The organism is Streptomyces sp. NPDC048111, from assembly GCF_043202815.1.
Taxonomy (GTDB): domain Bacteria; phylum Actinomycetota; class Actinomycetes; order Streptomycetales; family Streptomycetaceae; genus Streptomyces.
On record NZ_JBIDBD010000002.1, the window covers coordinates 620,782 to 644,981 of the forward strand.

General features: G+C 71.7%; 22 protein-coding genes. 5 read left to right on the plus strand and 17 right to left on the minus strand.

The features are described 5' to 3' along the window. Positions 1–327: 327 nt before the first annotated feature. Positions 328–1,968 (plus strand): ABC-F family ATP-binding cassette domain-containing protein, encoded by a 1,641-nt coding sequence (locus ACGF3I_RS07520; protein ID WP_393129654.1) that lies wholly within the window; start codon positions 328–330, stop codon positions 1,966–1,968. A gap of 199 nt (positions 1,969–2,167) precedes the next feature. Continuing rightward, entirely contained in the window at positions 2,168–3,136 is a 969-nt protein-coding gene (locus ACGF3I_RS07525; RefSeq protein ID WP_393129655.1) for an acyl-ACP desaturase, read from the plus strand. Between the two features lie 323 nt (positions 3,137–3,459). Here ACGF3I_RS07525 and ACGF3I_RS07530 read toward each other — a convergent pair whose 3' ends face one another. Both ACGF3I_RS07530 and ACGF3I_RS07535 read right to left on the minus strand, forming a co-directional pair. Next, the gene (locus tag ACGF3I_RS07530; protein WP_393129656.1) at positions 3,460–3,711 is read right to left on the minus strand and encodes a WhiB family transcriptional regulator; all 252 of its coding nucleotides are present in this window, start codon (positions 3,709–3,711) and stop codon (positions 3,460–3,462) included. Positions 3,712–3,899: 188 nt separating this feature from the next. Then, positions 3,900–4,667 carry a GntR family transcriptional regulator gene (locus tag ACGF3I_RS07535; RefSeq protein WP_393129657.1) on the minus strand — a complete coding sequence of 256 codons (768 nt, stop codon included), beginning with the start codon at positions 4,665–4,667 and terminating at the stop codon, positions 3,900–3,902. 264 nt (positions 4,668–4,931) lie between these two features. Here ACGF3I_RS07535 and ACGF3I_RS07540 point away from each other — a divergent pair, with 264 nt between their 5' ends. Next, positions 4,932–6,269: a PTS transporter subunit EIIC gene (locus ACGF3I_RS07540; protein WP_393129658.1), complete on the plus strand. Its 1,338-nt coding sequence runs from the start codon at positions 4,932–4,934 to the stop codon at positions 6,267–6,269. Between the two features lie 74 nt (positions 6,270–6,343). Further along, positions 6,344–7,396: an SIS domain-containing protein gene (locus tag ACGF3I_RS07545; protein WP_393129659.1), complete on the plus strand. Its 1,053-nt coding sequence runs from the start codon at positions 6,344–6,346 to the stop codon at positions 7,394–7,396. An 11-nt stretch (positions 7,397–7,407) separates the two neighbouring features. Here ACGF3I_RS07545 and ligD read toward each other — a convergent pair whose 3' ends face one another. Continuing rightward, positions 7,408–8,424 (minus strand): non-homologous end-joining DNA ligase, encoded by a 1,017-nt coding sequence (ligD, locus tag ACGF3I_RS07550; RefSeq protein WP_393129660.1) that lies wholly within the window; start codon positions 8,422–8,424, stop codon positions 7,408–7,410. 55 nt (positions 8,425–8,479) lie between these two features. Here ligD and ACGF3I_RS07555 point away from each other — a divergent pair, with 55 nt between their 5' ends. After that, on the plus strand, positions 8,480–9,556 hold the full coding sequence (locus ACGF3I_RS07555; RefSeq protein ID WP_393129661.1) for an ATP-dependent DNA ligase: 1,077 nt from the start codon (positions 8,480–8,482) through the stop codon (positions 9,554–9,556). On the opposite strand, the gene ACGF3I_RS07560 is transcribed toward ACGF3I_RS07555, so the two are convergent. From ACGF3I_RS07560 to ACGF3I_RS07625, 14 genes are all read right to left on the minus strand, one after another. Then, positions 9,542–10,663 carry a lytic transglycosylase domain-containing protein gene (locus ACGF3I_RS07560; RefSeq protein WP_393129730.1) on the minus strand — a complete coding sequence of 374 codons (1,122 nt, stop codon included), beginning with the start codon at positions 10,661–10,663 and terminating at the stop codon, positions 9,542–9,544. The two genes, ACGF3I_RS07555 and ACGF3I_RS07560, sit on opposite strands and share 15 nt — an antisense overlap. 95 nt (positions 10,664–10,758) lie before the next feature. After that, positions 10,759–11,631, minus strand: a complete 873-nt coding sequence (locus tag ACGF3I_RS07565; RefSeq protein ID WP_393129662.1) for a hypothetical protein — start codon at positions 11,629–11,631, stop codon at positions 10,759–10,761. A gap of 36 nt (positions 11,632–11,667) precedes the next feature. Then, positions 11,668–12,198: a nuclear transport factor 2 family protein gene (locus ACGF3I_RS07570; protein WP_393129663.1), complete on the minus strand. Its 531-nt coding sequence runs from the start codon at positions 12,196–12,198 to the stop codon at positions 11,668–11,670. Positions 12,199–12,267: 69 nt separating this feature from the next. Further along, entirely contained in the window at positions 12,268–13,050 is a 783-nt protein-coding gene (locus ACGF3I_RS07575) for a hypothetical protein (protein ID WP_393129664.1), read from the minus strand. 145 nt (positions 13,051–13,195) lie between these two features. Next, the gene (locus ACGF3I_RS07580) at positions 13,196–13,675 is read right to left on the minus strand and encodes a hypothetical protein (protein WP_393129665.1); all 480 of its coding nucleotides are present in this window, start codon (positions 13,673–13,675) and stop codon (positions 13,196–13,198) included. Positions 13,676–13,740: 65 nt separating this feature from the next. Continuing rightward, positions 13,741–15,063: an MCE family protein gene (locus tag ACGF3I_RS07585; RefSeq protein WP_393129666.1), complete on the minus strand. Its 1,323-nt coding sequence runs from the start codon at positions 15,061–15,063 to the stop codon at positions 13,741–13,743. Then, on the minus strand, positions 15,063–16,283 hold the full coding sequence (locus ACGF3I_RS07590) for an MlaD family protein (RefSeq protein ID WP_393129667.1): 1,221 nt from the start codon (positions 16,281–16,283) through the stop codon (positions 15,063–15,065). The genes ACGF3I_RS07585 and ACGF3I_RS07590 overlap by 1 nt, the downstream gene beginning before the upstream one ends. Beyond that, positions 16,280–17,440 (minus strand): MCE family protein, encoded by a 1,161-nt coding sequence (locus ACGF3I_RS07595; protein ID WP_393129668.1) that lies wholly within the window; start codon positions 17,438–17,440, stop codon positions 16,280–16,282. The genes ACGF3I_RS07590 and ACGF3I_RS07595 overlap by 4 nt, the downstream gene beginning before the upstream one ends. Beyond that, positions 17,437–18,441: an MCE family protein gene (locus tag ACGF3I_RS07600; RefSeq protein ID WP_393129731.1), complete on the minus strand. Its 1,005-nt coding sequence runs from the start codon at positions 18,439–18,441 to the stop codon at positions 17,437–17,439. Before ACGF3I_RS07600 ends, ACGF3I_RS07595 begins: the two co-directional genes overlap by 4 nt. A gap of 92 nt (positions 18,442–18,533) precedes the next feature. Continuing rightward, a complete protein-coding gene (locus ACGF3I_RS07605) occupies positions 18,534–19,565 on the minus strand; it encodes an MCE family protein (protein ID WP_393129669.1) in 1,032 nt (343 codons plus the stop codon). Then, entirely contained in the window at positions 19,562–20,815 is a 1,254-nt protein-coding gene (locus ACGF3I_RS07610; protein ID WP_393129670.1) for an MCE family protein, read from the minus strand. The genes ACGF3I_RS07605 and ACGF3I_RS07610 overlap by 4 nt, the downstream gene beginning before the upstream one ends. Next, positions 20,812–21,615, minus strand: coding sequence for an MlaE family ABC transporter permease (locus tag ACGF3I_RS07615; protein WP_393129671.1), 804 nt, complete (start codon positions 21,613–21,615; stop codon positions 20,812–20,814). The genes ACGF3I_RS07610 and ACGF3I_RS07615 overlap by 4 nt, the downstream gene beginning before the upstream one ends. 3 nt (positions 21,616–21,618) lie before the next feature. Further along, positions 21,619–22,455 (minus strand): MlaE family ABC transporter permease, encoded by an 837-nt coding sequence (locus ACGF3I_RS07620; RefSeq protein ID WP_393129672.1) that lies wholly within the window; start codon positions 22,453–22,455, stop codon positions 21,619–21,621. Then, positions 22,452–23,435, minus strand: coding sequence for an ABC transporter ATP-binding protein (locus ACGF3I_RS07625; RefSeq protein WP_393129673.1), 984 nt, complete (start codon positions 23,433–23,435; stop codon positions 22,452–22,454). The genes ACGF3I_RS07620 and ACGF3I_RS07625 overlap by 4 nt, the downstream gene beginning before the upstream one ends. Positions 23,436–24,200: the final 765 nt, after the last annotated feature.

Here is a 24,200-nt window from a genome sequence, read left to right on the forward strand (position 1 = left end):
CCGCTTCCGCTCCTGCCCGGTCGCGGCGGCGCCCCCCGATGTGCACACCCCGCCCCGGTCCCGGCCCCTCGGTAAATCGTTTGCGGTGCCGCGCGCCCTGCGCGTACGTTCGTGACTGGCCCTGTTGTCGTCGAACGGAGTAGGACGTTGCTCGTCTGAGGCCCCTGAGACACCGTCTCGCGCATCGCCATCCGTGGCGCGCGTCCCGGTGCGACCTCTGCCTCCGAGCCATGTCCTCCAACACGACCAGGGCCTTTTTCCTGCCCTGACCGGTGTCTCAGAACCCCCGTTGCCCCTTTTTTCCTTCCCCGCAACCGGGAGACCCGTATGTCAACCTTCCCCCCTCAGATCAGCTCGGCCGGCCTCTCCTTCGCCTGGCCGGACGGCACCGTCGCCTTCGAGGACTTCCAGCTCGCCGTCGGCCCGGGGCGCACCGGCCTCGTCGGTCTCAACGGGTCAGGAAAGTCAACCCTGTTGAAGCTGATCGCCGGCGTTCTCACCCCGACCGGGGGCTGCGTCAAGACGGCGGGTGACGTCGGCTATCTGCCGCAGAACCTGGTGCTCGACACCGCCCTGCGGGTCGACCAGGCCCTGGGCATCGACACGATTCGCGCCGCACTGCACGCCATCGAGGACGGCGACGCGGACGAGCGGCACTTCGAGACGGTGGGTGACGAGTGGGACGTCGAGGAGCGCGCCCGCGCCACCCTCGACCAGCTCGGCCTCGGCTCCATCGGGCTCGACCGCACGATCGGCGAGGTGTCGGGCGGCGAATCGGTGCTGCTGCGGCTCGCCGCGCTGCTCCTGCGGCGCCCGGACATCCTGCTCCTGGACGAGCCGACCAACAACCTGGACCTGGCCGCCCGCCGGCGCCTGTACGCCGCGGTCGACGCCTGGAGCGGGGTGCTCCTGGTGGTCAGCCACGACCGTGAGCTGCTCGACCGGGTGGACCGCATCGCCGATCTGCGCGAGGGCCAACTCACCTGGTTCGGGGGCACTTTCAGCGCCTACGAGGAGGCGTTGCGCGCGGAGCAGGAGGCGGCCGAACGCATGGTGCGGGTGGCCGAGGCCGATGTGCAGCGCCAGCAGCGCGAACTGAGCGACGCGCACATGAAGTTGGCGCGGCGGCGGCGTTATGGACAGAAGAGCTACGACAACAAGGTGGTGCCGAAGATCGTCGCCAACAACCGGCGGCGCGAGGCGCAGGTGTCCGCGGGCAAGCACCGCATCCTGCAGAGCGAGCGCCTCGACCAGGCGCGTGAACGGCTCGGCCAGGCGGTCGAGTTGGTGCGTGACGACGAGGAGATCCGCATCGAGCTGCCGTACACCAAGGTGCACCCGGGCCGCTCGGTACTGACCCTGCGCGAGCTCCAACTCCCTCATGGGGCGCGGGTGAAGGGCGAGATCGATGTGCGGGGCCCGGAGCGGATCGCGCTGGTGGGCCGCAACGGTTCGGGCAAGACGACCCTGCTGCGCACGCTCGCCGGACAGCTGGAGCCGGTGGCGGGCGAGGCCCTGACCCATGTGCCGCTGCGCTTTCTGCCCCAGCGCCTCGATGTGCTCGACGACGAGCTGAGCGTGGTGGAGAACGTGGCCCGTTTCGCACCGGGCGCGACCCACCAAGCGATCCGGGCACGCCTGGCGCGCTTCCTGTTCAAGGGGGCCCGCGCCGCCCGTCCGGCCGGGACCCTTTCGGGCGGAGAGCGCTTCCGAGCCGCACTGGCGGCCCTGCTGCTCGCGGAGCCAGCGCCCCAGCTCCTGATGCTGGACGAGCCCACGAACAACCTGGACATGGCGAGCGTGCGGGCCCTCCAGGACGCGCTCGACGCCTATGAGGGCGCCTTGATCGTGGCCAGTCACGACCTGCCGTTCCTGGAGTCGATCGGCGTCACCCGCTGGCTGCTCCTGGACGGCGAGCTCGCCGACACCTCGGTGGAGCAGGTCAGGGGCGGCCCGGGTCCGCGGTAGCGGGGAGAGGGGGCGGGCGGGGAGGTGACTTGCCTCTCGTTCCGCCCCGGCGACCTGCACCTATAGCAGAACGTAACCGGACGAAGGGGAAGACGGGGTTGGCTGGGGGCTTACGGTCGCCTTAACCTACGGTCTCGTAACCTACGTAGGCGTAGGTAAGCCTGCCGTCCCCCCTTTCCCGTCCCCCTGGAGCTCACCCGTGACGATCACTTCTCCCCACCTCGGCAGTTCGGACGCGTGGACCGACGCCCGGCTGCTGTTCGCGCTGGAAGAGGTAGTCGAGAAGGAGCTCAACCGGCACCTCAAGGTCGCCAAGGACTGGATGCCGCACGACTACGTGCCGTGGTCTGACGCGCGCAACTTCCCCGGGCTCTTCGAGGACGGGGAGGCCTGGGAGCCCCAGCAGTCGAAGGTCACCGACATCGGCAAAATCGCCCTGGTGGTCAACCTGCTCACCGAGGACAACCTGCCCAGCTACCACCACGAGATCGCCTCGCTGTTCGGCCGCGACGGCGCCTGGGGCACCTGGGTGCACCGCTGGACCGCCGAGGAGGGCCGCCACGGCATCGTGATGCGGGACTACCTGCTCGCCTCGCGGGCCGTGGACCCGGACAAGCTGGAGCAGTTCCGCATGGCCCACATGAGCGAGGGCTTCGAGTCGGACAACCGGCACTCGATGCTGCACTCGGTGGCCTACGTGGCCTTCCAGGAACTGGCCACCCGCGTCTCGCACCGCAATACGGGTCACCAGTCGGGCGACCCGGTGTGCGACCGGATGCTGGCGCGGATCGCGACCGACGAGAACCTGCACATGGTCTTCTACCGCAACCTGCTCGGCGCGGCCTTCGAGATCGCCCCCGACCTGACGATGCAGTCGGTGCGGGACGTCGTCGTGAACTTCCGGATGCCCGGCCACGGCATGCCGGGCTTCGAGCGGGCCGCGGCGCAGATGGCGATCGGCGAGATCTACAACATGCGGATCCACCACGACGACGTGCTCCAGCCCGTACTGCGCTTCCTCAAGGTCCTGGAGATCGACGGGCTGGGCCCCGAGGGTCTCCAGGCCCAGGAGGAGCTGGGTCTGTACATGGGCGGGCTCGACAGCGAGGCGGCCAAGTTCGACGAGAAGCTCGCCGCGCGCAAGGCGCGGATGGCCGCCCGGCGCTGACCTTCGGCGGGCCGGCGGGCACCGCACGGACGGAACCGGGGGGGGGGGGGGGGGGGGGGTTTTGGGGGGGGGGCCCCCCCCCCCCGGGCCCCCCGGGGGGGGGCCCCCGGCCCCCCCCCCCCGCGGGGGCGCCCCCGGCGCGCGGGGGGTGCGCGCGGCCGGGGGCGGGGGCGCGGGGGGGGGGGGCGGCCCCCCCCGCGGGGGGGGGGCGCGGGGCGGGGGGGCCCCGCCCCCCCCCCCCCCCCCCCCCCCCCGCTGCCGTTCCCCCGTTGGCGCTCCCCGTCGCCGTCCCCCCGTTGACGTTCCCCCGTCGCCGTTCCTTCTCAGCGCTGCCGGGCGCGTTGCAGGGTCAGCCGCTCCTTCTCGGAGAGGCCGCCCCACACGCCGAAGCGCTCGTCGTTGGCGAGGGCGTACTCCAGGCAGGCCTTGCGCTGTTCGCAGGCGCCGCACAGCTGTTTGGCCTCCCGCGTGGAGCTGCCCGGGGCCGGGAAGAAGAACTCGGGCCCCGCCTGTGCGCACAACGCGGTCTCCTGCCAGCCGAGTTCCCGGCCGGCGGTCATGGTGTCGTTCAGCATGGTTCCCACGCTGCCGGGGGCTGATCAACGTCCGGTCAACGAATGGTGAACGCGTCGGCCGGGAGCGGTCATCGGGCCCGCGCCGGTGCGTGACCTTGGGCCGGGACCTACGGGCCGTGCGACCCCTTCGGGGACCAACGGCCCCTCCCTTCGCACCCATTGGCGGCCGAGGGGCCCCCGTGCGCCTGTCAGCGTGGCTGGAGTGTGGTGCGCAGGCGGTAGCGGTCCCCGCTGTAGACGACCGTGGACAGGAGCACGGGGCGCTGGTCGCGCGCGTAGATCGTCTGGTCCAGGGCGAGCACCGGGGCGCCCGGCTCGATGCCCAGGTGCGCCGCGACGTCGCGATCGGCTCCGCGCGCCTCGATCGTGGTCTCCGAGCGGTCCAGCTCGACGCCCCTGGCGTGCAGCGCCTCGAACAGCGAGGCACCGGTGAAGTCCAGCTCCTCAAGACCGGGCGCGAGCGCGGCCACCAGCAGGGTGCGGTCGACGGCGATGCGTACGTCGTCGAGCAGCCGCACCCGTTCCAGGCGCAGCAGCGGAGCGCCGGCCGGCACGTCGAGGCGGTCGGCGTCGTCCAGGGTGGCCGGGCGCAGCTCCTGGTGGAGCACCACGGAGCTGGGCCGCATGTGCTTGCGGCGGGCCGTCGCGGTGAAGGACTCCAGGTCGTTGGGCCACTCCCGCGGCGCCACCGGCGCGGCCACGAACCAGCCCCGCCCGTGCGAGGCGGTCACCAGACCCTGGTCCACCAGGTGCGCGAGGGCCTTGCGCAGGGTGACCCGGGAGATGTCCAGGCGTTCGCCCAGCTCGCGTTCGGCGGGCAGCCGGGCGCCCGGGGCCAGGCCGCGCCGCTGGATCTCGTCCTGGATGAGTTCGGCGGTCTGGGCCCACAGCGGCGCGGGCCCGCTGCTCCGCTCGGGGAAACGGGCGGGGCGTTCGGGGGTGGCGTCGGCGCTCACGGGAAACCTCCAGCGGGATCCTCGGAGCGTACCACTGCATACCACTGGAGCCCACGCGCGGGTGGTCTCGCAGTCCCTGACGTCATGGGCCCAGCGCCCCGGGCCTTCGGTCACCTGTGCAGAAGGTAAGCAGACCACTATTGACCACTCGCATACCACTGCATACCTTTGGGGTGCGGCAGCCGGGCGGACCCGGCGGCCGACCGGTCCGGCGCCCACGCCCCTGGATGGCCGCGGGACCGCATGCGCGATGGAGGAAGACGGATGAGTACGGATCGAGGGAAGGCCGCCGGCACGCGGCGCGGCGGTGCGGGCGTCATGGCGGTCCTGCAACGCATCGGGCGGAGCCTGATGCTTCCGGTCGCCACGCTTCCGGCGGCGGCGCTCCTGGTGCGCCTCGGCGGACCCGACCTGCTGGGCCGGGAGAACTTCCCGGAGCTGATCCGCAAGCTCGGCGTCGTGCTCGCCGCCGGAGGCCAGACCGTCTTCGACTATCTGCCGCTGCTCTTCGCCATCGGTGTGGCCATCGGCTTCGCCAAGAAGGCCGACGGCTCCACGGCGCTGGCCGCCGCGGTCGGCTACCTGGTCTTCAAGGCGGTCCTCGCCAGCGAGGCCTTCCCCAAGGGCGCGGACGGCAAGCCGCTGGACGCCAAGGTGTTCGGCGGCATCGTGATGGGCCTGATCGCGGCCCTGCTCTACCAGCGCTTCAGCCGCACCAAGCTGCCCGAATGGCTCGGCTTCTTCGGCGGCCGCCGGCTGGTGCCGATCCTCTGCGCGTTCGCCGGCGTCGGCACGGGCATCGTGTTCGGGGTGGTCTGGCCGACGGTCGGCGGCTGGTTCTACCACTTCGGCGAGTGGCTGGTGGGCACCGGGGCCTGGGGCGCCGGCATCTTCGGCCTGGTGGTGCGCGCGCTGATCCCGATCGGCATGCACCACTTCTTCAGCGTCTTCCCCTGGTTCGACGCCGGCACCTACGTCAACCCGCACACCGGCGCCGAGGTCCACGGCGACATCGCGCGCTTCCTCGCGGGCGACCCCAGCGCGGGCCAGTTCATGACCGGCGGCTTCCCGATCTACATGTTCGCGCTGCCCGCCGCGGCCCTGGCCATCGCGCACACCGCACGGCCCGAGAACCGCACCATGGTCAAGGGCATGATGATCTCGGTCGCGCTGACCTCATTCGTCACCGGCGTCACCGAGCCCATCGAGTTCAGCTTCATGTTCGTCGCGCCGCTCCTGTACGCCATCCACGCGGTGCTGTTCGGGGTCTCGATGGCGGTCTGCTACGCGCTGGGCATCCGCGACGGCTTCGGCTTCTCCTCCGGGGCGATCGACTACGTCGTCAACTACGGCATCGCCACCAAGCCCTGGCTGCTCATACCGATCGGCCTGGCGTTCGCCGCGCTCTACTACGTGATCTTCCGGTTCGCCATCGTCCGGTTCGATCTGCCCACCCCCGGCCGCGAGCCCGCCGAGGACGCGGCCGCGGCGACCGGGACCACCGGCGCGTCCACCGACGCACCGGCGGACACACCCGTGCGCTCCCCTGACGCCATTCCCCCGGGCGCCGCCCTGGAGGACGATCCGGCCTCCAAGGCCTGACGCACCGCCCGTCCACCGGCCACCCCGCGCCCCCGCCGTGCTCACCGGCGGGGCCCACGAAAGGACCACCCGTCATGTCCGGATCCCGCATCACTTTCCTGGAGGGCCAAAGCGCCCAGCCGCAGGCGCTCGACCGCGTACTCGCCCATGTGAGGCGACAGCTCGAGGACCCGGCCCTCGATCCGCTGCGCGCCGCGCGCCGTCCCCTCCTCGCGGGGATCGGCGCCTCGTACGCGGCGCTCGCCGTCCCGGTCGAGGTGCTGCGCGCGGCGGGCATACCGGCCCAGCGGGTGCTCGCCAGCGAGATCGAGAACGGCCTGCACGGTTTCGACACCGATCTGCTCATCGGGGTGTCCCAGGGCGGGCGCAGCTCGGAGACGATCGCCGCGTTCAAGGCCGCCGAGGGCGTGCCGACGCTGGCCGTCCTCAACGTCACGCCCTCACCGCTCGGTGAACTCGCCCGGCTCACCCTCGACCTGGGCAACGAGCCCGACTCGTACGCCTCGACCATCGGCTTCACCGCGACCGTCGTCGCGCTCGATCTGATCGCGGGCGCCGTCGCCGGCCGTGCGGACGACCCGTGGGACGGCATCGCCGCACACACCGCGGCCGTCCGGGCCCGGGCCGCCGAGGTGGTCGCCGCGCTGCGCCACCGCGCGGCCCGTTGCGTGGCGGCGGACTGCGTGGCCTCCGGGGCCTCCCGGGTCAGTGCCGAGGAGGCGGCGCTGCTGCTGCGCGAGGTGCCCCGGATGCCGGCCGCCGCCTCGGTCACCCGCAACTACCTGCACGGCGAGATGGAGTCGGCGGGCAACACCCTGCACCTGGTCTTCGGGGACGGCCGCGAGGTGGAGCTGGCCCGCTCGCTCGCCTCGGCCGGCCATCTGACGCTGCTGATCACCACCCAGGACGTCGACCCGGCCGAGAGCCTCGGCGTCGTACGGCTGCCGAGGACCGCGCCGAGCGTGCGGGTCGTCCTGGAGACGGTCGTGGCGCAGGAGCTGGTGGCCGCGCTCAGCGACGAACGGGGCGTGCCCATCGAGTCGTTCGTGTTCGCCAACGACGACACCAAGGAGGGCGGCGTCGACGCGGCCGACTTCGAGCTGGCCTCGCGGGTCGCCGCCGCCTGAGACGCGCGCCGCTACGTGTCCTTGGCGGCGCGGCTCGGCTGCACCCGCTTGGGCTCCCCCGGCATCTTGGGGTAGTCCGGCGGGTAGGGCATGTCGCCGAGTTCGTGGTCGTGCTCGTCGCGCGCGGCCAGCTCCAGGAGCGGTTCGAGACCGAAGGCGTGGTCGTCCATGTCCGCGTGCAGATCGCCGAGTCGGGCGTAGCGCGCGGGCATGGTCCGCAGGTCGAAGTCCCGTGGATGGACGTCGTCCAGTTCGTCCCAGCGCAGGGGCGCCGAGACCGGGGCGTGCGGCTTGGGGCGCACCGAGTAGGCCGAGGCGATGGTGCGGTCGCGGGCGGTCTGGTTGTAGTCCACGAAGATCCGCTCGCCGCGTTCCTCCTTCCACCAGGCGGTGGTGACCCGGCCCGGCATCCGGCGCTCCAGCTCCCGGCCGATCGCGATGGCGCACCGGCGCACCTCGGTGAACGTCCAGCGCGGCGCGATCGGCACGAACACGTGGATGCCCCGGCCACCCGACGTCTTGGGCCAGCCGGTGATGCCCAACTCACCCAGGAGCGCCCGCAGTTCATGGGCGACGGGCACCGCGTCGTCGAAGTCGGTGCCCGGCTGGGGGTCGAGGTCGATGCGCAGTTCGTCGGGGTGGTCGGTGGCCTCGCGCCGCACCGGCCAGGGGTGGAAGGTCAGACAGCCGAGCTGGGCCGCCCACAGGACGGCGGCGGGCTCGGTCGGGCAGATCTCGTCGGCGTGCCGGCCGCTGGGGAAGGAGATGCGCGAGGTCGGGATCCAGTCGGGGAGGTTCTTGGGGGCCCGCTTCTGGAAGAACGACTCGCCCTCGATGCCGTCGGGGTAGCGCTCCAGGGTGGTGGGGCGGTCGCGCAGCGCGCGGGTGATGCCCTCGGCGACGGCCAGATAGTAGGTCGCCACGTCCCGCTTGGTGTAGCCGGACTCCGGAAAGTAGACCTTGTCCGGATTGGACAGCCGTACGGTCCGCCCGCCGGCCTCCAGCTCGATCGCCTCGCCGTTGCCCATGCAGGCCACGGTAGGCGGAGCGCACCAAAGCCGCATATCGGTGAGAATCGGCTGTATGGATCTCCCGGTGATGCCCCCCGTGAAGCCGATGCTCGCCAAGTCCGTGGCGCGGATCCCTCCGGGGATGAGCTACGAGGCCAAGTGGGACGGGTTCCGCGCGATCGTGCATCGCGACGGGGCCGAACTCGTCATCGGCAGCCGCAACGGCAAACCCCTGACCCGCTACTTCCCCGAGCTCGCCGCGGCGCTCGCCGAGCGGCTGCCCGAGCGCTGTGTGATGGACGGCGAGATCGTCATCGCCCATGAGGGCCGGCTCGACTTCGACCGGCTCAGCGAGCGCATCCATCCCGCGGCATCCCGGGTGAAGCTGCTGTCCGAGCAGACCCCGTCGAGCTTCATCGCCTTCGACCTGCTCGCCCTCGGCGACACCTCGCTCCTCGACACCCCGCTGACCGAGCGGCGGGCCCTGCTGGCGCAGGCGCTCGACGGCGTCTCGCCGCCGGTCCACCTCGCCCCGGCCACCACCGACATCGAGGTGGCCCGCCGCTGGTTCGAGCAGTACGAGGGTGCCGGGCTCGACGGCGTGGTCGCCAAGCCCCTCGACCTGCCGTACCGGCCCGACGCCCGGCTCATGTACAAGATCAAGCACGAGCGGACGGCGGACGTGGTGGTGGCCGGATACCGCCACCACAAGAGCGGCCCGGTCGTCGGCTCGATCCTGCTGGGCCTCTACGACGCGTCCGGTCACCTCCAGCACGTCGGGGTGTGCGCGGCCTTCCCGATGAAGCGCAGGGCCGAGCTGATCGAGGAACTGGCCCCGCTGCTCATGGCCGACCCGGTCGCCGAGGGACACCCCTGGGCGGCCTGGGCCGAGGAGGCGGCCCACGAGAGCTCCCGCCTGCCGGGCGCCCCGAGCCGCTGGACCGGCAAGAAGGACCTGTCCTGGGTGGCAGTGCGCCCGGAGCGGGTGGTGGAAGTGGCGTACGACCACATGGAGGGCGACCGTTTCCGGCACACCGCGCAGTTCCGCCGCTGGCGCCCGGACCGCGACCCGGCCGGCTGCACCTACGCCCAGCTGGAGGAGCCGGTCCGCTACGACCTCGCCGAGGTCCTGTCCTCAGGCGGAGGGTGAGGGACACCCCGACGGCGTACCGCCCGGATCCGGGGTGGGTGTCCCGGGAGCCGGCGCGGAGGGCGATCCCGAGGGGCACTGCGGAAGGCCGGGGCTGCCCGACGGCGACGGCGAGGGACTGGTGCTGTCCGAGGGCGACGGCGACGGGCTCGGGCTGGTGGACGCGGACGGCGAGGGGCTCGGGCTGCCGGAGGGCGACGGCGGACGCGGGGGCCGTGACGCCGAGGGGCTCGCGCCGGGGTGCGAGGGGGCCGGGGCGGAGGCTCCGCCGCCCGGCTGCGGCCCGATCACGATGCCGCCGCCCTGCCGGCGGCCGTGGTCGTCCTGGATCTGCTGGGCGCTGCCCGCACCGGGCGTGCCGGGCAGCACTCCCTTGCCGTCCGGCACGGCATGGGTGCCCCGGCGGTAGAACTCCAGCCAGGACAGGACCGTGCGCAGATACTCGGCCGAGTGGTTGTAGCCGAGGACGGCCCGGTCCAGATCGGCCGGCACCGACAGGTCGCGCGCGTCCGCGCACAGATAGACGCCGGCGGCCAGTGCCGCGTCGAAGACGTTGTTCGGGTCCCGGCGGCTGTCGCCGTTGCCGTCCTGGCCCCAGGACGCCCAGGTGGACGGGATGAACTGCATCGGCCCCACCGCACGGTCGTACCGGGTGTCACCGTCCAGGGTGCCGTGGTCGGTGTCCGCGATGCTGGCGAAACCCGCGCCATTGAGCACCGGTCCGAGGATCGGCGTGAGGGTCGTGCCGTGCGCGTCGACCCGTCCGCCGCCCGCGTGCCCCGACTCCACCTTGCCCAGCGCGGCGAGGAGTTGCCAGGGCAGATGACAGCGCGGCGTGCTCTCCCGCAGCCGGGCCTCGGCCCGCTGATAGGCGGCGAGCACGGTGGCGGGTATGCCCTCCTGCGTCCATACCGGGTCGACCGCGGCGACGGCGGGCGGCGCGGTCGTGGGCCGCGGGGAGACCAGGGGCGGCAGTTCGGTGTGGTACGAGTCGTCGGCCGGCGGCGCCTCGCCCAGCGAGGCCGCCGGACCGGCCTCCACCCGGTCGTGGCGCGGCGGCGCCGGGTGCAACAGCCCCGGGGCCTGGGACGCGGTGAGCGCGGCCATCGCCGCGACCGCGACGGCCGTACCGGTCGCCCCGCGCCTCAACCGCCGCCCGGGCAGCGGGATGTGACGGACGCCGATGAGGCGCACCGGGGCCTTCACGATCCCTGCCCGAACGTGTCGATGGCCGAGATCTGCCACGTGCCGCCGGCGGTACGCGCCACGTCGACCGCGAACATCGCGGCCGCGTAAGTGGTTTCGGGCTTCTTGCCGGCGGTCCGTGTGCTGCTCTGGTCGGCGTAGACGAGGACCCGTGCCCGGGAGCCGTCGATCAGCTCCACCCCGCTCTCGGTCACCGTGGTCGTCAGCACCAGTTTCTGGTCCTTGGCCTGCGCGCGCACGGCCGCCAGCATGTCGTGGTGCTGGGTGACGGCCTTGCCCGTGAGCAGAGTCGAAGCCGCCTTGTCGGCGGGGGCGGAGTCGGCGTAGTTGTACGAGAACAGCGCGGCGACGGCCTTCTCGGTCTGCCCCTTGACCTCGCTGGTCCGGGCCGGATCGACGAGCGCGGAGTTCTCGGCGGCCGGATCGGAGCGCAGCGCGTCGGCCCGGTTCGCGGCGTACGCGGCGAAGCCGCCGAGCAGGACGACGAGGACACACAGGGCGACGGGGGTACGCACGGTCAGCAGCCGGCGCAGCCCGGCGAAGCGCCGGGCGAGCGGTGCGAGGACGCTGCGGCGCTTCGCGGCCGGATCGGCGGGGGCGGCCGGATTGGCGGGGGCGGCGGGGTCGCGCCGAGCGGTGTCCGGGTCGGCGGGGTCCAGCCGGGGGGCGTCCGGGTCGGCGGGGCCGTGTCGCTCGGCGGCGGATTCACCGGGCGGTCGAAGGCCCGTATCCGGTGGCGAACTCTCCTTCGGATCAGTCGAGTTGACGGTTCTCGACTCCTGATCCGAAGGCGTTCGGGTGATCACGCGGGTGGTGCCCGCGTGGGCGAGTCGTCGCCGGCGGTTGACGAGATGGCGGGTGGTCGACATGTGCGGCTCCTGTCCGGGGGGCGGGGGGCGGGGTGGTCAGTTGGCCGCGCTGTTGCCGACCGGCGCCTGGCCGAGCGCGCTGAGCTTCCAGCCGCCGGCGGTACGGGTGAGTTCGCCGAGCATCCTGCTGTCCTTGGCGGCGGGCTTCTCCTTCGGCGCCTGCACCGTGATCCGCAGCGCCACCATGACCCTGGCCCGCCCGGCCCGGTCGTCGAGCTCGGTGACCGCGCCGTCCAGGACCTTGGCGGTGGTGACGGTCTGCGCCTGCTGCACCTGCTTCTCGAACTCGGCCCGCCCGTCGGCCAGTTGCTTCTTCAGGTCCCCGGTGGTGGAGGCCTGCCACAGGTCGAGGCCGTGCGCGAGGTCCTTGTGGTCGAGGGTGGAGAGGTTCTGCACGGCCTGCTCGCCGGCCGCGAGGACCTTGTCCCGGGAGGCGGCGTAGGCGGCCGAGTCGTCGTGCGCCGCCCCGTACCAGGACCAGCCCGCCCACACCGCGAACGCGCCCGCGAGCAGGGTGAGCACCATCGCGGCGATGAGCAGGGGCTGGATCGTCATGCGTGCTGCCATGTTCTTCGTGCTCCCTCTCGCGTGGCCCGGCGGCGGGCCGTGCCTGGCGGTCCGGTACTGCGGCTCGCGCTAACGGGCCCGGATGTCGGTGATCTGCCAGTGCCCGTCGGCGAGTTGGGCCGTGACGGACAGCTGGGCTGCGGCGGTGGTCGCGGGTTTCCCCTCGCGCTGGGCCCGCTGGTCGAGGAAGACGAGCAGTTCCGCCCGGTCCCCGGTGAGCCGGGTGACGGCGGCCCGTACGACGTGCGTGGTCAGGCTCAGCTTCTGTTCGGCGGCCCGCTGCTTCAACTCGCCGAACAGAGCGGCGTATTGCGTGGCCGCGCGCCCGCCGAGCAGCCCCTTCGCCGCGTCCTCGGTGGCGCCGGTGTCCTCGGCGGCGTACGAGAAGACCTTGCCGAGGGTGTTGCTGACGTCGCCGATCGCGCGGGTGGTGGCGGAGGCGTCGGTGAGCGCCCGGTTGGCGGTCGCCCCGGTGCTGGTCAGCCGGTGCGCCTGGAAGAGGAGCCCCGCCCCGGCGAGCAGCAGGACGAGGACGGCACCGAACACGAACGCACGGCGGAGCCGGGCGGGGCGCGCGGCGGAGTCCCGGGAGGCGCTCGGGTCGGTGGGGGCGCCTTGGCCGGCGGGGTCGCCCTGACTGGCGGGGTCGCCCTGACCGACCGGGTCGCCTTGACCGGCGGGGTCGCCCTGACTGGCGGGGTCGCCCTGACTGGCGGGGTCGCCCTGACCGGCCGGGTCGCCTTGACCGGCGGGGTCGCCCTGACCGGCCGGGTCGCCCTGACCGGTGGGGACGCCGGGCTCCCCTGCCTCGCCGGACCCGCTCAGGCCGGGCACGTCAACCGGCTTGCCCACAGCGCGATTTGACGGGACGTCGGAACCGTCGCCGAGGCCCGGACCGGCGCCGAGGCGGGGCCCCGGGCGCGCCTCGTCCGGGTCCGGGGCCTGGGGCGACTTCAGCTCTGCTGTGCTCACGCTGCTTCTCCCTCTCGGTCCGGGGTCAGGACGCCGCGACCGGAACCGCACTGAGCGCCTTCAACTTCCAGCCGTCATCGGTGCGTTCGAGGGCGGCTTCGAGACGTTTGCGGTCGGTGGTGGTGGCGCCCCCCGCCGGAGTCAGCCGCACCTGCACCGTGGCGATGAGCTTCGCGGTGCCGGAGCGGTCGTCGAGTTCGCTGACGGCGGCATCGGTGACGTCGGCTCGGGCCGACGTGGTGGCCTTCGTGGCGCCCTGGCGGCCGAGTTCGTCGTGGAGCGGTCCCGTCGAGGCGTCGAGCCAGCCGCGCAGTGCCGCGTCGGGGTGGCCCGCGTCCAGGGTGGAGAGTGTGGCGATCTCGGCTCGGCCCGCCGCGAGGGCGGCGTCCCGCGCGGTGGCGTACGCGACCGAGGAGTCGTTCCGCGCCTGCAACCAGGTCCATCCCGCGACCAGTGCGAAGCCCGCCGAGGCGATGAGGGCCAACGCGGCCAGGGTGCGGCGCATCCTGCGACTACTGGCCGAGAGCGCTCTCAGCGGCGCTCTCCAGGGCGTACGCCCCTTCCAGGCGATCACGGTCGTACGTCCTTTCCGTTGTCCGCGCCGGCACCCCGGCTCCCGTCCAGACCGAGCAGCCCCGCCAGGTCCGAGGGACCACTGCCGGGCAGGGCGGGCAGGGCGAGCGCGCCCGGCAGTGCGGAATCCTGCGGCGCGGACGCCCCGGGCGGGGCGGGCGAGAAGGCGGTGGGCGGCAGGGCGCCCGGCTGGGCGGGAGGCCGCAGCGGGCCGCCGCTCGGGGCGTGCGCCGAGCCGCGCACGTCCTTGCCGCTGCTCAGGGGCGCGTTGCAGCGCGCCGTGGTGTTGAGCCTCGGGGTGTCGAGCGTTTCCAGGCCGTTGCGGTAGACCGTCCCGCCGTAGCCGTCGGTGCACGGGAGCGGTGCGAAGAAGGTGACCGCCATGCCGAGATTGGCACCCTTGGTGTCGATGGCGGTGGATCCCGCGGCGACCAACGGCGGTACCTTCACCAGGAGTTCCTCGATTCCGCGCTGCCGCGTGACGGCGACGTCGGCGGTGGTGAGGAGGTTGGCGAGCACCACGCTGATCTCGGGGTTGAGGTCCCTCAGGAGTCCGCTGATCTGTCCGGCGGCATCGGGTGCGGCGGCGATCAGTCGGCGCAGGTCCGCGTCCGAGCCCTTCAGGGTCGCGGCCAGGCGCTGCGCTCCGGTGGCGAAGGTCTTGATGGCCTGGCCCTCCTCGGCCTGGGTGCTCAGCACGGTCCGGCCGTCCGCGAGCAGAGTGGTGGTGCTGGGCAGCGCCTTGTCCGCGGCCCGTACGAAGTCGGTACCGTTGTCGAGCAGTACCTGAAGGTCGTCGCCGCGCCCCTCGAAGGCCTTGCCGAACTCGTCGACGACCGTACGCAGGGAGTCCAACGGCACGGACGCGGCAAGGCTGTTGACGCTGCTGAGCACCGTGGTGACGGGCGCCGGGGTGCTGGTGTCGGTCTGCTCGATCTCGCCGCCGTCGCCCAGGTAGGGCGCCCCCGTGGAGGTGGGGCGCAGGTCGATGTACTGCTCGCCGACGGCGGACAGACTGGCCACCACCGCCGTGAGCGCGGACGGGATGGGCGGGGCCGACTCGTCGATGTGCAGCTCGGCCACGACCCCGTCGTCGGTGAGGCCGATGGGGCCGACCCGGCCCACCGACACGCCCCGGTAGGTGACGTTGGAGTGGGTGAACAGGCCGCCGGTCTGGGCGAGATGGACCTTCACCGTGTAGTAGCCGCGGATGCCGACGTAGTGACCGACATCGGCGTACCGGAAGCCCGTGTAGCCGAGCACCAGTACCCCGATGACGAGGAAGGCCAGGTTCTTGAGCTTGGTCGCGAGCGTCAGCATCAGCGCGCCCCTCGGGTGCCGGAGACGGGCGGCAGACCGAGCGGGGCCTGCCCGGCGCCCGGGGACTTCGACGGCGACGGCGTGGTGAGCGGCGGGATGAGTTGCGTGCCGGGTGCCGCGGCCACGCTGAGATACACGTTGAGGTAGTCGCCCTTGACGCCGCGCATCACCTCGTCCGTGAACGGATAGGTGACCAGGACCTGGAGCGAGTCGGGGAGGTCCTTGCCGGAGTCCGCGAGCGCCTTGAGGGTCGGCGCGAGCGCTTTCAGGTCGGCCACCATGTCGTCCTTGCTCTTGTTGATCGTCGAGACGGCCACCGTGGAGAGCGTGTCCAGGGACTTCAGCATCGTCATGAGCGAACCCCGCTGGTCCTCCAGGACCTTGAGGCCGGGCGAGAGACCGGTGAGCACGGTGTCGACCTGGCTCTTACGGGTGGCGAGCGTCGAGGAGAGCCGGTTGACGCCGTCCAGGGCGGCGGTGATGTCGCCGCGGTGGCCGTCCAGATCGGTGACCAGGGTGTTGACGCGCTGGAGCATCGAGCGCACCTCCGGCTCGCGTCCCCCGATCGCCTTGTTGAGCTCGGTGGTGATGGTCTTGAGCTGGCTGACGCCGCCCCCGTTGAGCAGCATGGAGAGCGCTCCCAGGACTTCCTCGACCTCCGGGTTGCGGTTGGTCCGGGTGATCGGGATCGCGGCCCCGGGCCCCAGCCGGCCCTGCGCCGCCTCACCGTCCGGCCCGCCCTTCGCCGTCCCGGCCTCGCCCGTCCCGCCCTTGGCCGCCCCGCTGTCGACCGCCCGGTCGCCGGCCGTCACGGCCCCGGTCGTCCGCGGCGGCGCGGAGAGCTGGATGAACTTCTCGCCGAGCAGGCTCGACTGCTCCAACTGCGCGTACGCGTTGGCGGGCAGCCGTACGTCCCCCCTGATGCGCATGGTCACCTTCGCGGACCATCCGTCGGCGGCAAGGGCCACCTTGGTGACCCGCCCCACGGCCACGTCGTTGACTTTCACCGCGGCCTGCGGGACCAGGCTCAGCACATCGGCGAAATCGGCCGTGATGTCGTACGGATGGCTGCCGAGGTCGGCGCCGCCGGGCAGCGGCAGCTGGTCGATGCCGGAGAAGGACGGCGCGGAGCAGCCGCCCAGGGTCAGGGCGAGCGCCGCGACGACGGCGACACCGGCACTGCCCGCGGCGCCGGCCCGCCCGGAGATGCGCGGCCTCATCGTCGGCCCCCCTGTGCGCCCGTGGAGCCGGCGGCAGATGGGTTCCCGGGGCTCTTCGCCGGGCCGTCGGCGGTTCCGTACACGGTGCCGACCGGCGGCAGCGGCAGCGCCGGGAGCGCTCTCAGCCGGTCCTGCGGCACGGGTACGAGTGCGGCGCCGCCCGCGACCGAGGGGTTGGCCGGGAACACGATGTCGCCGCCCATGCTGATCTCGTTGATGTTCCCCCGGCCGTCCAGGGTGCGGTGGACGGGGTCGTAGGCGTTGAGAGCGTTTGCGGCGGCGAGCGGCGCGGTGTCCAGCGCCTCGGCGAGGGAGGCCCGCTGCTCGACCAGGATCTGGGTGAGCGGGGCGAGCTTGTCGACCTCGGCCTTCAGGCTGCCGCGGTTGTCCTGGATGAAGGTCTTGACGCTGCCGAGAGCGGTGCCGAGTTCCTTGAGGGCGCCCGCCAGGTTGTCCTTGTTGTCGGCGAGGAACGAGGTGACGTCGGCGAGTTGGTTCTGTGCGTCGCGCACCGCGCCGTCCTTGTTCTTCAGCATCGTGGTGAACGTCTGCAGATAGGACAGCGTCGCGAAGAGGTGCTCGCTGCTGCCGTCGAGGGTCTTGGCCGCCTTGCCGAACTGCTCGATGGAGTCGCCGATGGCGGCGCCGTTGCCGCTGAGGTTCTTGGCACCGGTGTCGAGCAGCCTGGAGAGCGCTCCCGAGGAGTTGGCGCCGTCCGGCCCGAGCGCCTTGCCGAGCTCGGTGATGGACGCGTACAGCTGGTCCACTTCGACGGGGGTGGCGTTGCGGGCGGCCGGCAGCTCGGCCCGGTCGGCGATCTCCGGGCCGCCGGTGTAGGCGGGGGCCAGCTGGACGTAGCGGTCGGCGACCACGCTCGGCGAGACGATCGCGGCGCGGACGTCCTGGGGCACCCGTACGCCGTCGTCGAGCGTCACCACCACCTTGACCTGCTGCCCCTGGGGGGTCACCGAGTCCACCTCGCCGACCTTGACCCCGAGGATCCGCAGGTCGGAGCCGGGGTAGATGCCCACCGCGCGGTCGAAGTAGGCCGTGATCCGCTTGCCTCCCGGGCCGGCGAACACGCGCAGCCCGCCGGCCACCGTGACCGCGATCACCGCGAGGGCCAGGACGATCGTGAGAGCGCGTCGCCGGCTCACGGGTAACCTCCGTTCTTCGGCGGCATGCAGCCGGTGGTCGGCAGCGACTTGGCCGGCAGGTAGGTGCGGGGCACGAGCCCGCAGATGTAGGTGTCGAACCAGCGGCCGCTGCCGACGGTGTTGCCGACGAGCCGGTAGTAGGGTCCGGCCAGCGCGAGCGTGCGGTCCAGGCCCTGCTGGTTCTTGACGAGGACGTCCGTGACGCGCCCCAACGCCGCGAGTGTGGGCCCCAGTTGGCGCTGGTTGTCCTTGACGAGACCGGTGAGCTGGGTGCCGAGGCCCCGGGTGCCGGTGAGCAGTGCCTGGATCGCGTCGCGGCGTTGTCTGAGTTCGCCGAGCAGCAGTCCGCCGTCGTCGATGAGGGTCTCGAAGCTGCTCTTCCTGTTGGCCAGTGTCTTGGTCAACTGCTCGCTGCTCTTGAGGAGTTGAGCGAGCTGGGTGTCACGCTGTGAGACGGTCTTCGACAGGGCGGACAGTCCGGAGACGGCGGTGCGCACCTCGGGGGGCGAGTCCTTGAACGTGTCGGAGATGGTCTCGAAGCTCTTGGCGAGCTGGGCCGTGTCGATGGCCCCGATGGTGTTGCTGAGTCCCTCGAAGGCCTGGGTGACGTCGTACGGGGAGGTCGTGCGGGACAGCGGGATGCGGTGGCCGGGGTCCTGCTCGGCGCTGCCGAGCGGGTCGACGGCCAGGTACTTCTCGCCGAGCAGGGTCTTGATGGCGATGGCGGCGGTCGAGGCGTCCCCGATCCAGGCGTCCTCGACCCGGAAGGTCACCTTGACCTTGGCCCCGTCCAGGGCGACATCCTTGACCTCGCCGACCTTGACCCCGGCGATGCGCACCTCGTCGCCGTCGCGCAGACCCGCCGATTCGGTGAAGTCGGCGCTGTACGTCGTGCCGCCGCCGATCAGCGGCAGCGAGTCCGCGTGGTAGGCGGCGAGGCCGATCAGGGCCAGGACCAGCAGGCCCACCAGACTGACGGCGACGGGGTTGCGTTCCTTCATCGGCTTGAGGCGGGGCCGGCGCCCGCCGGACCGGCCGTCGCCGTCGCGGCGCGGCAGCCGGAGCGCGGCCGGCCATCGCGGTGCGGGACGTCTCATCCCCGGCACCTCGATTCGCTGACCGGGATCCCGGTGGGCGGCGGACTGCCGTCCTCGGTCTTCACGCCGGACACCTTGGCCTCGCAGAGGTAGAGGTTGAGCCAGGATCCGTACGACGCGATACGGGTCACGGCACGCATCTTGTCCGGGGTCCTGCGCAGGAAGTTTTCGACCGTGGGAGCGCTCTCGGCGAGGTTGGAGGAGAGCCGGCCGAGCTGGTGGATGTCTTCCTTGAGCGGAGCCCGGCCGTCCTCGAACAGCCCGGCGGTGACGGTGGTGAGGTCGCCCATCGCGGCCACCGCCTCCCCCAGCGGTTTGCGGTCACCGGCGAACCCGGAGACCAGCCGCTGGAGGGTGACCACGAGGTCGTTGAAGCCCGCCTCGCGGTCGTTGACGGTGGTCAGGACGGTGTTCAGGTTGGCTATGACCTCGCCGATCACCTTGTCCTTCGCGGCGACGGTCGTGGTCAGCGAACCGATGTGCTGGAGCAGGCTGTCCACGGTGGTGCCCTCGCCCTGCAGGACCTGCACGATGGAGCCGGCCAGATCGTTCATGTCCTTGGGCGAGAGCCCCTCGAACAGGGGCTGGAAGCCGTTGAAGAGCTGGGTCAGGTCCAGGGCGGGCGTGGTGCGCTGCACGGGGATGGTGGCGCCGGGGGCGAGGGCCGCGCCGACCGCGCCGGTGCCCCGGCCCAGCTCGATGTAGCGCTGGCCCACCATGTTCAGGTACTTGATGGCGGCGGTGGCCGTGCCCGGCAGGGTGCGGCCGCGCTGGACGGAGAAGGTCACCTGGGCGAGCCGCCGGTCGACCACCTCCACCCGGTCGACCTGGCCGACCTTCACCCCGGCGATCCGCACGCTGTCGCCTTCGATGAGGCCGGTGGTGTCGGTGAAGCGCGCCCGGTAGGTCGTGGTGTCGCCGACCCCCGTGTTGGCGATGGACAGGGCGAGCACGGTGGTCGCGAGCACCGTCACCAGGACGAAGACGAGCGACTTCACGAGCGGGCCCGCGATGCTGCGGCGGTTCACTTGATGGTCACCTCCGTCCCCCTCAGGGCCGGCCCGACCAGCAGGCTGCTCCAGTCCGGCAGGGACTGCGGGGACTGCTGGAGGCCGGGCGCGAGCAGTTCGTTCACCAGCCGGTTCTCCTGCGGCGAGTTCGGCAGTCCGAGCCCGGCGGCGGAGGCCGCCGCGGTGGGCGTGAGAGCGCTCTCGGCGGGGAGCGGTGACCCCGCGTACGGCACGGGGTAGCAGTGCGGCCCGTCGCCGCCCGCGTACACCGGGGTGTCGCGTCCCGGGACGTACTTGCCGAGCGAGGGCACCACCTTGACGGTGACGTGCAGCCCCGGCCGGTCCGTGCCCTTGCCGAGCGCCTTGTCCATCGCGGGGACGAATCCGGCGAGGGTGCGCAGAGTGCAGGGGAAGGACGCCGAGTACTTCGCGAGGACGTCGAGGGTGGGCCGGCTCACGTCGCTGAGCCGGATGATGTTGTCCTTGTTCTGCTGGAGGAAGGCCGTAAGGTCCTGGGCCGTCCTGGTGGTCTGCCCGTAGACGCCGAGCAGCCGGGTCTGCTGGTCGACGAGGGTGTGGGTGGTGGTCGTGGCGTCGGTGAGCGCTCTCAGGATGTCGGGGGCGGCGTCGCTGTAGGTCTGGGAGACCTTGACGAGCTGCACCAGGTCCTCGTTGAGGGCGGGCAGGTTCGGGTTGAACTTCTTCAGATGGGCGTCCAGCGTGACGACGGTGTCGCCGAGCTGGGACCCCCGGCCGCGCAGCGCCTGGGCGACGGCCGAGAGCGTGGCCGACAGCTTGTCCGGCTTGACGGCGGTGAGCATCGGCAGCACGTTGTCGAGCACCTGCTCCAGTTCGATGGCGTTGCTGGAGCGGTCCTGCGGGATGGTCGCGCCGGCCGGGAGCGCTCTCGTGGACGGGTTCGGCGGCGGTACGAGCGCGACGAAGCGCTCGCCGAACAGGGTGGTCGGCAGCATCTGCGCCCGGACGTCCGAGGGGATGTGGTCGCGCTGGTCCGGCTGGAGGGCGAGGGTGAGCTTCGCCCCGTCGCCGTCGGCGCTGATGGTGCGGACCTCGCCGACGACGACGCCGCGCAGCTTCACCTCGGCGCCCGGGTGCATCTCGTTGCCGACGCTGCCCGTCTCGACCGTCACCGTGTCCGTGCGGGTGAAGTCCTTGTCGTACACGGCGATCGCGAGCCATATCAGCAGCGCCGGGACCAGCAGGAAGACGACTCCGGCGGTACGCCGCCGCACCGCGGGCGCGTTCATCCGGCCACCTTCACGGTGGTGGTGGCGCCCCACAGGGCGAGCGAGAGGAAGAAGTCCGTGACGGCGATCAGGACGATCGCGTTGCGCACCGAGCGGCCGACCGCGACACCCACCCCGGCGGGTCCGCCGGTGGCGCGGAAGCCGTAGTAGCAGTGGGCCAGGATCACCATCACGCTGAAGATGAGCACCTTGAGCACGGACAGGAGCACGTCGGTCGGGGAGAGGAACAGGTTGAAGTAGTGGTCGAAGGTGCCGCGCGACTGGCCCTTGAAGACGACGGTGGTCAGCCGGGACGCGAAGTAGGAGCTGAGCAGTCCGATCGCGTACAGCGGGACGATCGCGACGACCCCGGCGATGATCCGGGTGGTGACCAGGTAGGGCAGGCTGCGGATGCCCATCCCTTCGAGGGCGTCGACCTCCTCGTTGATGCGCATCGCGCCGAGCTGCGCGGTGAAGCCGGCGCCGACCGTCGCGGACAGCGCGAGTCCGGCGACCAGCGGGGCGATCTCCCGGGTGTTGAAGTAGGCGGACACGAACCCGGTGAAGGCGGCGGTGCCGATCTGGTTCAGGGCGGCGTAGCCCTGGAGGCCGACCACCGTCCCGGTGAACAGGGTCATGGCGATCATCACGCCGATGGTGCCGCCGATGACGCCGAGCCCGCCGCTGCCGAAGGCGACTTCGGCGAGCAGCCGCTGCACCTCCCGCAGATAGCGGCGCAGGGTGCGCGGGATCCAGAGCAACGCCTTGACGTAGAAGGCGAGTTGGTCACCGGAGCGGTCGAGGACGCTGAAGAGGGCCATCGCTCAGCCGCCCTTCGGGGGGACGATCTGGAGATAGATCCCGGTGAGCACCATGTTGACGAAGAAGAGCAGCAGGAAGGTGATGACGACGGACTGGTTGACCGCGTCGCCGACGCCCTTGGGTCCGCCGCGCGGGTTGAGCCCCCGGTAGGCGGCGACGATGCCGGCGATGAAGCCGAAGATCAGCGCCTTGATCTCGCTGACGTACAGATCGGGGAGCTGGGCGAGGGCGGAGAAGCTGGAGAGGTAGGCGCCGGGGGTGCCGCCCTGCAGGATGACGTTGAAGAAGTAGCCGCCGAGGGTGCCGACGACGGACACCATCCCGTTGAGCAGTACGGCGACGAACATGGTCGCCAACACCCGTGGTACGACCAGGCGTTGGACGGGTGAGACGCCCATGACCTCCATGGCGTCGAGTTCTTCGCGGATGGTGCGCGAACCCAGGTCGGCGCAGATCGCGGAGCCGCCGGCGCCCGCGATGAGCAGGGCCACGATCAGCGGGCTGGCCTGCTGGATGACGGCGAGGACGCTGGCACCGCCGGTGAAGGACTGGGCGCCGAGCTGCTGGGTGAGCGAGCCGACCTGGAGGGCGATGACGGCTCCGAACGGGATGGAGACGAGGGCCGCGGGAAGGATGGTGACGCTGGCGATGAACCAGAACTGCTCGATGAACTCCCGCAGTTGGAAGGGCCGCTTGAACACGGCGCGGGTGACGGCGGCGGCCAGCGCGAAGAGCCGGCCGGTCTGGCGCAGCGCACCCAGCCCCGGGACCGGGCGCCGCGGCCGGCCGGCCCGGGCGGGCGGCGCGGGCGCCGGTCCTCTCTCGGCCTCCATCGTCATGGCCGCGCCTCCCGGGCCGGGGCCATGCCGGTCTCGACGGCGCGGCGGGCCGCGGGCGGCAGTTCGTCCAGCATGTCCATCACCCGCAGCTTGCGGCGCAGCACCGCCTGGCGGGCCGGCAGGCCCGGCGACGGCTCCAGCTGCGGAACGACCGCGCGGGGTGAACTCCACGCTGCCGCCGGAGAGTTGAGCTGCTCCTGTGCGAGCGTGGCGGCGTCCTTCTCCTCGGACATGCCGATGGGCCCCTCGCGGCGCCCGCTGAGGAACTGGGCGACGACGGGCTCCTCGCTGGTCAGGAGGACCTCGCGCGGGCCGAAGGTGACGAGGTTGCGGCGGAAGAGCATGCCCATGTTGTCCGGGACGGTGGCCGCGATGTCGAGGTTGTGCGTGACGATCAGCATCGTCGCGTCGATCTGCGCGTTGAGGTCGATCAGGAGCTGGGAGATGAACGCGGTGCGCACCGGATCGAGACCGGAGTCGGGCTCGTCGCACAGGATGATCTGCGGGTCGAGGACGAGGGCGCGGGCGAGGCCGGCGCGCTTGCGCATCCCGCCGGAGATCTCCCCGGGCAGCTTCTCCTCGGCTCCGAGCAGGCCGACCATGTCGACGCGCTCCATGACGATGCGGCGGATCTCCGACTCCTTCTTGCGGGTGTGTTCGCGCAGCGGGAAGGCGATGTTGTCGAAGAGGGACATGGAGCCGAAGAGCGCGCCGTCCTGGAACATGAGGCCGAAGAGTTTCCGCGTCTCGTAGATGTCCCGTTCGGGGCTGTTCACCATGTCGACGCCATTGATGAGGACCCGGCCGCGCTCCGGCTTGAGCAGGCCGATGAGTGACTTGAGGAATACCGTCTTCCCGGTGCCGGAGGGGCCGAGCATCACACTGATCTCCCCCGCGGGCAGGGTGAGCGTGACGTCCTGCCAGATGTTCTGCTTGCCGAAGGACTTGGTCAGACCTTCGACCGCGACTTCAATTCCCATCCCACCTCCAGCAGGCACATACGTAGTGACGTGAGGGCACCGAGGGGCGCACGGTAAGGTGCCCGGACACGCCGAAACAAGATCCCGGACGGCCACATCGGTGAATTCCCTTTTCCTTGTCACTCGTTGACAAGTTCCGGAGTCGGCCCGGCGGACGACTGCGCAGTAACGGAGCAGTAATGGAGCAGTACGGCGGTGATGCGGGCGGGAGCGGGGGCGCCGCGGCCGGGGGGAGCTGAGCCGCGCCGCCCTCGCACCGGGAGTGTCCCGGGGCCGCCGACAGGGGCGGACCGGGCACGTCGCCCGTACGGTCCCGGCCTTCGGGGGCGCGGCCGGGAACGTCGGTGCCGCAGGACCGGAAGGCTTCTGAGCTGCCCGGACCGACGGCACACCGGACGCTACGGCCCGGTAACCTCGCTCTGCAATACCAGTTCCAGAAGTTTCCGCGAGGCGGCGCCCGGCCGTCGGCATTTTGTCATCACGACAGCACTTCATTGAGAAAAGTTGTCACCAGGTGCGCAGTTTCACCTGTCAGCGATCGACAGGGCGGCGCGTTTGCCAAGAGAACCGGGAACTTCGGCACGAACGGCCTGCCGTTGGCGGCATCATTGCGCATCAAAGGACAAGAAAAACCGGCCGGTTGCTCACCCCCGGCACAAGGTAGGGACCTGCTCCGCACAATCTTGAACCACAGGATTGTGCGCCGATGTTTCTCGCAAGTAACGTCCGCATCGTCACGGATGGTACGTGGCTGAATCCGTACCC